The sequence below is a fragment of the Collinsella aerofaciens ATCC 25986 genome (assembly GCF_010509075.1).
Classification (GTDB): domain Bacteria; phylum Actinomycetota; class Coriobacteriia; order Coriobacteriales; family Coriobacteriaceae; genus Collinsella; species Collinsella aerofaciens.
Map to the genome: position 1 here is coordinate 85,896 of NZ_CP048433.1, position 11,432 is coordinate 97,327.

10 protein-coding genes, 1 tRNA gene and 2 pseudogenes are annotated in these 11,432 nt (G+C 64.6%); 5 read left to right on the forward strand and 8 right to left on the reverse strand.

Translation table 11 applies throughout. The features are described 5' to 3' along the window. The first annotated feature begins 1 nt into the window (after position 1). Complete coding sequence (locus GXM19_RS00345) at positions 2–1,093, forward strand: ABC transporter ATP-binding protein (RefSeq protein WP_006236140.1); 1,092 nt, start codon at positions 2–4, stop codon at positions 1,091–1,093. Next, positions 1,094–2,122 (forward strand): ABC transporter ATP-binding protein, encoded by a 1,029-nt coding sequence (locus tag GXM19_RS00350; RefSeq protein WP_006236139.1) that lies wholly within the window; start codon positions 1,094–1,096, stop codon positions 2,120–2,122. Positions 2,123–2,241: 119 nt separating this feature from the next. Here the strand turns inward: GXM19_RS00350 and GXM19_RS00355 are convergent, their stop codons facing one another. Continuing rightward, positions 2,242–2,535, reverse strand: coding sequence for a helix-turn-helix domain-containing protein (locus GXM19_RS00355; protein ID WP_147293033.1), 294 nt, complete (start codon positions 2,533–2,535; stop codon positions 2,242–2,244). 63 nt (positions 2,536–2,598) lie between these two features. Between GXM19_RS00355 and GXM19_RS00365 the strand changes: the two genes are divergently transcribed. Next, positions 2,599–3,740, forward strand: a protein-coding gene (locus GXM19_RS00365; RefSeq protein WP_370448105.1) for an IS3 family transposase whose coding sequence is annotated in 2 segments (ribosomal slippage) — positions 2,599–2,857 and positions 2,857–3,740 — 1,143 coding nt in all. Because the reading frame shifts where the segments join, the coding sequence is not laid out codon by codon here. Positions 3,741–3,875: 135 nt separating this feature from the next. Here GXM19_RS00365 and GXM19_RS11260 read toward each other — a convergent pair. From GXM19_RS11260 to GXM19_RS00405, 7 genes and pseudogenes are all read right to left on the reverse strand, one after another. After that, positions 3,876–4,334, reverse strand: a pseudogene (locus GXM19_RS11260) (transposase); the annotation flags it as partial. A gap of 146 nt (positions 4,335–4,480) precedes the next feature. Further along, positions 4,481–5,116, reverse strand: a pseudogene (istB, locus tag GXM19_RS00375) (IS21-like element helper ATPase IstB); the annotation flags it as partial. A 22-nt stretch (positions 5,117–5,138) separates the two neighbouring features. Then, positions 5,139–6,280 (reverse strand): IS3 family transposase gene (locus GXM19_RS00380; protein ID WP_370448105.1). Its coding sequence is split into 2 segments (ribosomal slippage): positions 5,139–6,022 and positions 6,022–6,280, totalling 1,143 coding nucleotides; the frame shifts between segments, so codons are not numbered across the junction. 44 nt (positions 6,281–6,324) lie between these two features. After that, positions 6,325–6,474 (reverse strand): hypothetical protein, encoded by a 150-nt coding sequence (locus GXM19_RS00390; protein WP_172544905.1) that lies wholly within the window; start codon positions 6,472–6,474, stop codon positions 6,325–6,327. After that, positions 6,474–7,706, reverse strand: a complete 1,233-nt coding sequence (istA, locus tag GXM19_RS00395; protein WP_006234496.1) for an IS21 family transposase — start codon at positions 7,704–7,706, stop codon at positions 6,474–6,476. Before istA ends, GXM19_RS00390 begins: the two co-directional genes overlap by 1 nt. Positions 7,707–7,797: 91 nt before the next feature. After that, positions 7,798–8,331: an IS110 family transposase gene (locus tag GXM19_RS11265; RefSeq protein WP_082222973.1), complete on the reverse strand. Its 534-nt coding sequence runs from the start codon at positions 8,329–8,331 to the stop codon at positions 7,798–7,800. Between the two features lie 348 nt (positions 8,332–8,679). Further along, entirely contained in the window at positions 8,680–9,837 is a 1,158-nt protein-coding gene (locus GXM19_RS00405; protein WP_225093533.1) for an IS110 family RNA-guided transposase, read from the reverse strand. A gap of 528 nt (positions 9,838–10,365) precedes the next feature. Between GXM19_RS00405 and tnpA the strand changes: the two genes are divergently transcribed. Together tnpA and GXM19_RS00415 are read left to right on the forward strand one after the other, a co-directional pair. Further along, entirely contained in the window at positions 10,366–10,824 is a 459-nt protein-coding gene (gene tnpA, locus GXM19_RS00410) for an IS200/IS605 family transposase (protein ID WP_006234417.1), read from the forward strand. 462 nt (positions 10,825–11,286) lie between these two features. Continuing rightward, positions 11,287–11,376: transfer RNA gene (locus GXM19_RS00415), tRNA-Leu, on the forward strand. The last annotated feature ends 56 nt before the right edge of the window (positions 11,377–11,432 follow it).

Below are 11,432 nucleotides of genomic sequence, written 5' to 3' on the forward strand. Positions count from 1 at the left end.
GATGAAGAAGAACAAGAACTATGTGGACCTGAAGGACCAGCCGGTTCCTGAGGGCCAGCATCTGCTCGAGGTCGATGACCTTAAGATGTATTTCCACACCGAGGATGGCGTTGTTCGCGCTGTCGACGGTGTCTCCTACACGCTCGATCGCGGCGAGACCCTGGGCGTCGTCGGTGAGTCCGGCTCCGGTAAGTCCGTGACCGCCATGACCATCATGGGCCTCATCTCGATGCCTCCGGGAAAGATCGAGGGCGGTGACGTTCGCTATCGCGGCCGCTCCATCCTCGAAATGACCGAGGAAGAGATGCAGCACATTCGCGGCAACGATATCGCGATGATCTTCCAGGATCCTATGACCTCCTTGAACCCGGTCTATAAGATCGGCAGGCAGGTGGGCGAGGGTCTTCGTCTGCACCGTGGCTACTCCAAGCAGGAGGCGCTCAAGCGTGCCACCGAGCTTTTGGACCTCGTGGGTATCCCCGAGCCCGAGAAGCGCGTCAATGAGTATCCGCACCAGTTCTCTGGCGGTATGCGTCAGCGAGTCATGATTGCCATGGCCCTTGCCTGCGATCCCGATATTCTGATTGCCGACGAGCCCACGACTGCCCTGGACGTTACCATCCAGGCTCAGATTATCGAGCTCATGCAGGAGATGCAGGAGAAGAACGGCAACGCCATCATCATGATTACCCATGACCTGGGTGTTGTCGCCGATATGGCCGATAAGATCATGGTTATGTACGCCGGCCGCCCCGTTGAGTTCGGTACTGCTGAGGAAATCTTCTACGAGAGCCGCCACCCCTACACCTGGGGTCTTATCCGCTCCATCCCGGAGCAGGCAATCGAAGAGAAGAAGCCGCTGACGCCGATTCACGGCAACCCGCCTTCGCTCATGAACCTGCCTGAGGGCTGCGTCTTCTCTCCTCGTTGCCCCTACGCGACGGACAAGTGCCGCAAGCAGCGCCCTGAGCGCGTTGTCACCGAGTCCGGTCACTATTCTGCGTGCCACTATTCCAGTGACCCCGAGTTCCTCAAGAACGCTCCTGAGACGTCCCGTACGCGCAAGGATTCCAAGAAGGGAGGCGAGGCGTAAATGGCAGACAATAACGAGCGCACTCCACTGCTGAAGGTCGAGCACCTCTCCAAGGAGTTTCCCGCAGAGTCCGGCATGTTCGCCAAGCGTTTTTCCAAGCGCGTCGTCTCTGCTGTAAACGACATCTCTTTTGAGATTTATCCTGGCGAGACCTTTGGTCTGGTTGGCGAGTCTGGTTGCGGTAAATCCACCACGGGCCGCACTATCATGCGTCTGACCAAGCCGACCGCCGGCAAGGTGTTCTTCCAGGGCAAAGATGTTGCCGAGATGAGCAAGCATGAGATCAAGGACATGCGTCGTGAGATGCAGTTTATCTTCCAGGATCCTTATGCTTCGCTCAACCCTCGTATGACCATCGGTGAGATTGTCTCCGAGCCCATGACCATTCACGGCGTGGGCACCAAGGAGGAGCGCATTGAGCGCGTCCGTGAGCTTCTCGACGTCGTTGGACTGAACCCCGAGCACATCAACCGCTATCCGCATGAGTTCTCGGGCGGCCAGCGTCAGCGTGTCGGTATTGCCCGCGCTTTTGCGCTGAAGCCCAAGCTGATTATCTGTGACGAGCCGGTATCCGCTCTGGATGTGTCCATTCAGGCCCAGGTTCTGAACCTGCTCAAGGAACTGCAGGACAAGTTCGGTACCGCGTATCTGTTTATCGCACACGACCTGTCCGTCGTACAGCACATCTCCGATCGCGTTGCCGTTATGTATCTGGGTAAGATGGTCGAGGTTTCGGACTGGAAGACGCTCTATAGCGAGCCTCACCATCCGTACACGCAGTCGCTGCTGTCTGCCGTGCCGGTTCCCGATCCGGATATCCAGAAGACCCGTAAGCGCATCATCCTTGCCGGTGATCCGCCGTCACCGCTGGATCCGCCGACCGGTTGCCGTTTCCACACGCGCTGCCCGATCGCGCAGGGCATCTGTTCCGAGAAGCTTCCTGAGTTTAAGGAAGTTGCCCCGGGCCACTGCTGCGCCTGCCACTTCGCCGAGCCGTTCCCGATCAAGGAATCGCACATCGACCTTTAGTCGGTTGTTCTCGTCCGGGCCCGTGCTGGATTTAGTTTTCAGAACGTCCTCGACCATGGAAACCCCCTTATCCTGCTCCTTCGGAGCTGCGGATAAGGGGGTTTCCTGGTCTGACGCTCCTATTTGGCAAGGTGTTTTTTAGAATCCATTTTGCGCTCGGCCTCGAAGGCTTGCCTGTCCCAATCGAGCGGAAGTCCGGCCTCGACCCATGCCTCGTAGGCCCTCCTTATGGGCTTGAGCTCCCTTTGGCCCCTCTCCAGCATCGAGATGTACTTCTCGCTGGTGCCCAGTATGGACGCCGCCCTCACCTGGCTGACCTTCGCCGCGCGCCTGGCCGCCACGAGCTCCGAGGCGTCCTCGGGCCTCCTGATCTCGTGCGGGCGCATCAGCGCCCGGTACGCCTCCCTGGCCACGTTGGATTGGCTACACTGATGTGGACAGTTCCGGGAGGGGCGCAGGAGACGGGAGGGCCGTATATGAGGGACCCCAGGCACCCGAGGCATTTCACCGACGAGTTCAAGAGGCAGATAGTCGACCTCTACAACGCCGGCAAGCCCAAGCGCGAGATCATGGACGAGTACGACCTCGGCAAGAGCACCGTGGAGAGGTGGATCAAGTCGATAAACGCGACCGGCTCGCCGCGCGCCGCGTGCAACCGCACGCCCGAGCAGAACCGGATCCTGGAGCTCGAGCGCGAGAACCGCAGGCTCCGGATGGAGGTCGACGTCTTAAAACAAGCGGCGCTGATATACGCTCGAAAGTGAGGGCCATAGCGGCCAACGAGGGCCGCTACCCCATATCAGCGCAGTGCAGGCTCCTCGGCGTCGCGAGGTCGACGTACTACTCCATGCGCTCGCGGGCCGACCGGCCCGCCGCGCCGGACCCCGCCGCGCCGGCCGTGGTCGCGGCCCACGCCGCCAGCAAGGGCCGGTACGGCTCGCGCAAGATAAAGGCGTCGCTCGAGAGGTCGGGCGTCACCGTCAGCCGGCGCCGGGTCTGCCGCATCATGAGGGAGAACGGCCTGGTCAGCGCATACGGCAGGAAGAGGTTCAAGGTGCACCCCGGGGCGGTCAACGAGGCCGACGTGCCCAACGTCGTCGCGCGCGGCTTCGGCGGCAGGGCGCCGCGCACCCATATATGCAGCGACCTGACCTACGTGCGCGTCGGGGCCTCGTGGAACTACGTCTGCCTGCTCGTCGACCTCTACAACAGGGAGATCGTCGGCCACTCCGCCGGGCCCAGGAAGGACGCCCGGCTGGTCAAGTCGGCGTTCGCGACGCTCTCCTTCCCCATCTCGGACATCGAGGTCTTCCACACGGACCGCGGCAGCGAGTTCGACAACGCCGAGATCGACCTGATGCTCGAGGCCTTCGGCATTGAGAGGTCGCTGTCGGCCAAGGGCTGCCCCTACGACAACGCCGTCGACGAGTCGACCAACAGGATACTGAAGGCCGAGCTCGTCCACCGCGAGACGTTCGGCACGACGCGCGAGCTCCGGGCCAAGCTCTCGGACTACGTGCACTGGTACAACAACTTCAGGATCCACTCGACGCTGGGCTACATGTCTCCGGTCGAGTTCAGGGAGGCGGGGCTGTCCCTCCCGGAATCGTCCAAATAGGTGTTGCCAATCCACGTAGCGCTTGAGGCACCTCATGACCTCCCTGTCGCTCTTTCCCCGCCCCCTGGCCCTCTCGGCGTACTCGGCGGTCTCGGGGTCGCGCATGACCCTCTGCCTCGCGATCTCGTGCAGCGCGCTGTTCGCCTGCCGGTCGCCGCCCCTGTTGAGCCTGTGCCTCACGGTCTTGCCGCTCGAGGCGGGGATGGGGCAGGCGCCGCATATCGCCGCGAACGACGCCTCGGAGCGCAGCCTGCCCGGGTTGTCCCCGGCCGCGACCGCGAGCTTGGCCGCGCTCACGGGCCCGCACCCGTACATCGCCAGCAGCGCGGGGCAGTTCTCCTCCAGGGACGCCTCGATCGCGCGCTCCATGTCGAGCGCCGCGTCGCGCGCCGCCGCCCACAGGTCCGCCAGCGCGCCGAGCGCGGCGCCCAGCGCGCCCTCGGCGCGCACGGAGGGGAGCTCCTCCATCAGCCTCGGCCCTCCCATGCCGCGGAACCTCGACCTGAGCCCCTCCGGCGCGGTGGTGAGCAGCGACCTCGCGGTGTTGATCGCCGAGGTCCGCGCCTTCACCGCCCCGGAGCGCGCCGCGAGCATGCAGCGCACCCCGTCGACCCACCCGTCCTGGCTCTTGGGGGTCCCTGTTAGCGTCAATCTATTTTTCACCAGTTTCGCTAAACAGGCGTGCCGTTCGCGCAAAGGCGGTTTCACCGGTTGCGCTAACGTATTTTCACCGATTCCGGTCACGGCTTGACGGGACCGTCCCTCGGCAGGTCCTTCAGCCTGTAGGACCTGCCCGTTATCTTGACCAGGTGGCAGTGGTGGCACACCCTGTCCGCGATCGCGCTCGCCGCCACGTCGTCCCCGAACACCCTGCCCCAGCCGCTGATCCCCACGTTGGTGGTGATGATCGTCGAGCGCTGCTCGTAGCGCGTCGATATCAGCTGGAACAGCAGGTCCGCGCCCGCGCTACCGACGTCGAGGTAGCCGAGCTCGTCGATGATCAGCAGCCTCGAGTGGGCGTAGTACTTGAGCCTCTTCTTGAGGATGCCGCGCGACGAGGCGTCCTCCAGGTCCTCGACGAGCCGGGCGCAGTCCACGAACCTGACCTCGCGCCCCGCCCTGACCGCCTCGATGCCCAGCGCGACGGCGAGGTGCGTCTTGCCCACGCCGGGGCTCCCCACGAACAGGACGTTCTCGGCCCGCTCGACGAACCTCAGGGTCGCGAGCTCCTCGATCTCGGCGCGCGGGACCGACGGCTGGAAGTCCCAGTCGAAGTCCGCCAGCCCCTTGACGTAGGGGAACCCCGACGACCGTATGCGCTGGCTGGTAATCCTGACCTCCCGGGCGGCGACCTCGACGCGCGTCATCTCCTCGAGGGCGGAGGTGGATTGGCAACACCTATTTGGACGATTCCGGGAGGGACAGCCCCGCCTCCCTGAACTCGACCGGAGACATGTAGCCCAGCGTCGAGTGGATCCTGAAGTTGTTGTACCAGTGCACGTAGTCCGAGAGCTTGGCCCGGAGCTCGCGCGTCGTGCCGAACGTCTCGCGGTGGACGAGCTCGGCCTTCAGTATCCTGTTGGTCGACTCGTCGACGGCGTTGTCGTAGGGGCAGCCCTTGGCCGACAGCGACCTCTCAATGCCGAAGGCCTCGAGCATCAGGTCGATCTCGGCGTTGTCGAACTCGCTGCCGCGGTCCGTGTGGAAGACCTCGATGTCCGAGATGGGGAAGGAGAGCGTCGCGAACGCCGACTTGACCAGCCGGGCGTCCTTCCTGGGCCCGGCGGAGTGGCCGACGATCTCCCTGTTGTAGAGGTCGACGAGCAGGCAGACGTAGTTCCACGAGGCCCCGACGCGCACGTAGGTCAGGTCGCTGCATATATGGGTGCGCGGCGCCCTGCCGCCGAAGCCGCGCGCGACGACGTTGGGCACGTCGGCCTCGTTGACCGCCCCGGGGTGCACCTTGAACCTCTTCCTGCCGTATGCGCTGACCAGGCCGTTCTCCCTCATGATGCGGCAGACCCGGCGCCGGCTGACGGTGACGCCCGACCTCTCGAGCGACGCCTTTATCTTGCGCGAGCCGTACCGGCCCTTGCTGGCGGCGTGGGCCGCGACCACGGCCGGCGCGGCGGGGTCCGGCGCGGCGGGCCGGTCGGCCCGCGAGCGCATGGAGTAGTACGTCGACCTCGCGACGCCGAGGAGCCTGCACTGCGCTGATATGGGGTAGCGGCCCTCGTTGGCCGCTATGGCCCTCACTTTCGAGCGTATATCAGCGCCGCTTGTTTTAAGACGTCGACCTCCATCCGGAGCCTGCGGTTCTCGCGCTCGAGCTCCAGGATCCGGTTCTGCTCGGGCGTGCGGTTGCACGCGGCGCGCGGCGAGCCGGTCGCGTTTATCGACTTGATCCACCTCTCCACGGTGCTCTTGCCGAGGTCGTACTCGTCCATGATCTCGCGCTTGGGCTTGCCGGCGTTGTAGAGGTCGACTATCTGCCTCTTGAACTCGTCGGTGAAATGCCTCGGGTGCCTGGGGTCCCTCATATACGGCCCTCCCGTCTCCTGCGCCCCTCCCGGAACTGTCCACATCAGTGTAGCCAATCCAAGGCGAAGCCCCGCTCGCCCGCGGCGACCATCCTCACGTAGTCGGGCAGGGACGCCGCCATCTCGTGCAGCCCGAGCGCGGAGAGGTTCGCCTGCGCCCTGATCGAGGGGCTACCCTCCGCGACGGCGCCCATCACGCCCCTCCGAGCGAGTCGAGCAGCGCGAGGTTGGCGCGCGCGGCCTCGGCGATGTCCGCGTCGGCCAGGCCGCGCTTCCCCTCGAGGGCCTGCCCATAGTGGTCGGGGTCGTAGTTGATGGGCCTCGACGGCCCGGACGCGGCGTCGTGGACGGCGACCTCCTCGCCGGCCATCCTCACCACGACCTGGCCGCCGGGCATCGCTATGACGCTCACGCGCCGGCCGATGCAGCGCCTGGGCACGGACCACTCCCTGCCGGCGGCCCTGACGAGCATGGTCGGCGGGACGGTCTGGACGCTCACGTCGCCCACCATCGACTCGAGGAGACGGAGGTTCCCGATGGGTCGCAGGCTCTCCTTCTCCCGCATGAACAGCGCGTCAGGCGGCAGGCCGGTGGTGCGGTTCGGCTCCGAGTTTGCCTGGGCCTCGATCCGGGCCACCGCCTCGGCGAGGCCGCTCCACCCGGTGAACTCGCCGCCGTAGGCGAGCAGGCGGTTCAGGAAGCGGTTGGCCGACTCGTCCTTGCCCTTGGTCTGCGGCGAGCGCGGCGCGCAGAGCCTGAGCTCGAAGCCGGCCTCCCGCGCGAACCGCCACGCCCTCTCCTGCCTGGTCCTCCTGCGGCCCGAGACGGTCACCAGGCACGACATGTTGTCCGTGATGCACTCCTCCGGGACGCCGCCGAGGCGGGTGAAGGTGGCGAGCAGGCAGGACAGCAGGTCGTCGAGCGTGCGGCTCCTGACCGGTATGAAGCGGTGCTTCCGGGAATAGCCGAGCGTCGCGGTGAACACGCTGAACTCGAAGACCTCGCCCTCCGAGTCGACGAGCCTCATGCCCTCCTTCCAGTCGAACTGCAGCTGCCTGCCCGGGGGCGTCTCGAACCGCGGGTGCGGCTCGCGGCCGCCCACACCCCCGAAGGGCACGTCGCGGCCCCGGCACCATGCGGTGAAGGCGCCGTACCCGGGCAGCCCCTCCCCGCGGCCCTCGCGCAGGAACGCGTACACGGCCATCTTGGTCATCCCGGGCAGCTGGGCCTTCGCGCGGATCACCTCCTCGAGCGGGTCGAAGGCGCTGCCCCTCGCGGACCTCCCGTCGGCGGCGGCCTCGCCCTCCCGCCAGTACTTGGCGACCGTGTGCCGGTCCATGCCGTGCCTCCTCGCGATCTCGCTGAAGTTCGGCTTCGCGCCGGACCCCCTGTAGACGTTCAGCTCTCCCATTACGTTTCGCTCCATATCCCGCTCCTCCCGGGTCGGATACCCGATCGGAGCATAGTTCCGTTAGCGCAGTTGGTGAAAGTACGTTAGCGGGGTCGGCGAAAGCGCGTTAGCGCATTCGGCGAGATGCGTTTGCGAAAGTGGTTAATTTTAGATTAGCGCTAACAGTCCCGAGCCTTGAGCCGGATATCGCCGCGCGGGCGGCCCTCTCCGCGTCCGCCTCGTCGCACTTCCCCTGCCCCGGGCGCCTCCTCTGCGTCCTCGCCGGGGAGAGCGCCTCGCGCACGGGCATCCCCAGCGACGCGAGGTGCCTGGTGAGGCCCGCCCCGTAGGACGACGTCCCCTCCATCGCGACGCAGGCCGGCTCCCCGGCCGCCGCGATCGCCCCGGCGAGCGCCTCGTAGCCCGCCGCGTCGGCGGGGAACTGGCGGGACAGGACCTTGCGGCCCCTCCAGTCCAGGACGCACAGCCAGTGCGAGTCGGCGTGGGTGTCGACCCCGCAGAAGACCGGCCCGCGGGCGCCGGGTGCCGATTCGTTTTGCATGTCTCGCTCCGTTCTTTCCGTGCTCGCCTGGACCGGGCAGACGGCACACTGACGGGGCGCGATAGAATGCGGTTGTTCGGGTCCGCGGTATCGCTCCATGCTCCTATTAGGTCATGCGGCGGTCTCGGCTCGCCGCGGCCCGCGCGGGACATGTCAGGAAACGAGGGCAGCCCTGTGGGCGCCAGCGGAATGTGGGGTCACCGCGCGGTCCGCATCTGATGGTGTCGACGTCAATGGTATACGGGTGCATCATCGACGTCTTCAATACAGAAAATATCAGTGCGGAATGTTCTGAAAACTAAATCCAGCACGGGCCCTGTGTTGCCACTGCAGGGGGGTGTTCCTATAGTTTTGTCAACTGGGCAATGCTGTTTTCGAGATTGAATCGCGACATGCTAACGCCAGGCCTTTCGGCCGATGGGCTCCAATCTGTTCGGAGCGCTTCGACTAGGCGGCGTAGGGCACCCTGTCCCGCATGATCGCGTAGATGACCTTCAGCCTCTTTCGTGCCAGCGCCTTGAGCGCCTTGCCGTGCGGCATGCCCCGCTCTCGGCACCTAGCGTAGTAATCGCCCCATCTTCCCTCTGTCCGGGTAAGGCAGTTGCACGAGAATATGAGCAGGTTCTTCAGCCTCTTGTTGCCTTGGCGCGATGCCGTCACCGAGGAGATCGAGGTCCCCGACTGGCGGTTGCGCGGCGCCAGGCCGCAGTACGACGCGAGCCTGTCGTGGCTTGGGAAGTCTTCGATATCTATGGAGATCGCGAGCTCGGAAGCGGTTTTGGGGCCGATCCCCGGCACCGTCAGGAGGCATCGGTAGGTATCGTCGCCCTCGAGGAGGGCGGATATCTCCGCCGTGATCACATCGATCTCCGCCGAGTTCTCGGAGATCCTGCGCGCGAGCAGCCTCACCGCCCGGTCCTCGGCGGCGATGGCCGCCGCGTCCGGCCTTGTCGAGGAGGCCGTCGAGCGGACGAGGGCCTCGATCTTGCCGCGCGCCGCCCCGCGCGTGAGCGCCGCCGCCCTGCGGGGCCCGGCGTCGGCCACCGACCAGGCCCCGCCGAGGGATGCCATGAGCCTCAGCTGGGGACCGTCGGACAGGTCGACCAACGCCTCGAAGGCGGGGCACGATTCCAGCAGGATGCTGCGCAGCCGGTTCTTGCTCCTGGTGTTTTCGCAGGTCAGGAAGTTTCTCTGGGCGGCCAGCGCCCTCGCCGCCGCGACCGTCGGGCCCGGATCCCCGACCGGCAGGAGTGCGTCGGGGATGCCCAGCGCCGTCTTCGCGATGACCATTGCGTCCCGCTCGTCGGTCTTGGCGTCGCCGGCGAAGAGCCTGGCGGCCCCGTGTGCCGCGAGTCCCGGCAGGTACGCCGCCGACATCCCGGCCGCCTTGGCGCGGGCGAGCGCGAGGGCGCCTATGTTGCGCGACTGGTCGACGACCACGAGCGCGTCGGGGAAGCGGCCGAACAGCGAGTCCAGATCGCCCTCCCTGTTCGCGACGGGGGCGCTCAGCAGTATCTCGCCGTCCCGGGTCGCGACGCATGCCCAATGGGACAATTTCCCGACATCGAGCCCGATGACGGCTTCCGGCATTCTAGGTGGTGCCACGGTGTTATCCTCCAATCGGTAGGCCGATCGGAACCCCTCCCTGCGACACCCACATTACCTGGCCGTGGCGCTTGCGCCCGGCAGTTTCCTATCAGTCGTCCGGAGCGGCGAGCGCCCCCGGTGGCAACACCCCCCGGGCCCTCTACGGGGCAGGGGCAGACGGCCATCCGGAGGCGCCCGATCGGCGGCCCCTCGGGGCTTGCCCGTATCGTAGGCAATGCGCCGAATGCTCGCCATCGAAATTTATCGGTGGCCCACTTCAGACTGTAATGGGGTTCGATTCCTTGATCGCTCACTTTATCTAATATGAAATTTAGTGAGGCCGGAGCTTTAGCTCCGGCCTCCGTATATAAGGGCTCGGCTTAGCCGAGCCGCCAAATTCAAGACTTTAGTCTGCTGGCCGCGCAGCGGCCAGCTTTGAACCACCCGCTACGCGGGTGGAGACAAACGGCTTTACAAAGCCACCCCTCCGACCGATATTGACGATTGTTCAGGCCGTCAAGAATTCGAGTCGAAGGGGTGGTCGCCATGGCCCAGAAGGCCTACAGCCTTTCCCACACGAAGTGGATGTGCAAGTACCGCATCGTGTTCACGCCGAAGTATAGGCGCAAAGTGATCTACAACCAAATCAGGAGCGACATAGGGGAGATCCTCAGGAAGCTGTGCGAGTACAAGGGGATCGAGATAATCGAGGGGCACCTGATGCCAGACCACGTGCACGTGCTGCTGGCGATCCCGCCGAAGTACAGCGTCGCGAGCGTCATGGGCTACCTGAAGGGGAAGAGCTCGCTGATGATATTCGACAGGCACGCCAACCTCAAGTACAAGTTCGGCAACAGGAAGTTCTGGGCGGAGGGCTACTACGTGTCCACCGTCGGCCTGAACGAGGCGACGATCGCCAAGTACATCAGGGAGCAGGAGTCCCACGACATCGCGCTGGACAAGCTGAGCGTGAAGGAGTACGAGGACTCCTTCAAGAGGGGGTGATCCCGCCGGTTCGACCGGCGCGCCGCGGGTCAAGATGCACTAGGCCTGGACGAAGTCCGGGCCCGCGCCTTTAGACGCGAGCCCGGGGCCCGTGGGTTATACCCTAAGAGCAAACCACCCTTTTTAAGGGTGGTTCTGATTTGCATCAGCCCCAGAACATGTTTGAGAACGGTGCATGGAGTGTGTGGCCGTAGGTCCCGTATCGGTGTTGCCTCCCGGCGCATTCCGCAGGGGGAGCGATATTTTGCAGCACGAAATGCGTAGCAAAATATCGCTCATGCCCGAGGATGCGCCGGGAGGCAACACCGATACAGGACCGGACATACGGATCTACCTGCGCATTTACAAATTCGTAAACTTTTTTCAAAAAAGTGCTTGCGCAGTTCTCGAAACATAGGTTATTATCTTCCTCGTTGAACGCGCGGGTTCAACAAAGCGAACCGCGAATCAACAACATAGCATGTCGGAGTGGCGGAATTGGCAGACGCGCTAGCTTGAGGTGCTAGTGACCGCTTTTTGGTCATGCGGGTTCAAGTCCCGCCTCCGACACCATCGCATTTGAGAAGCCTCTTCGGAGGCTTTTTTGTTACCGATAGACGGTGAGGTTC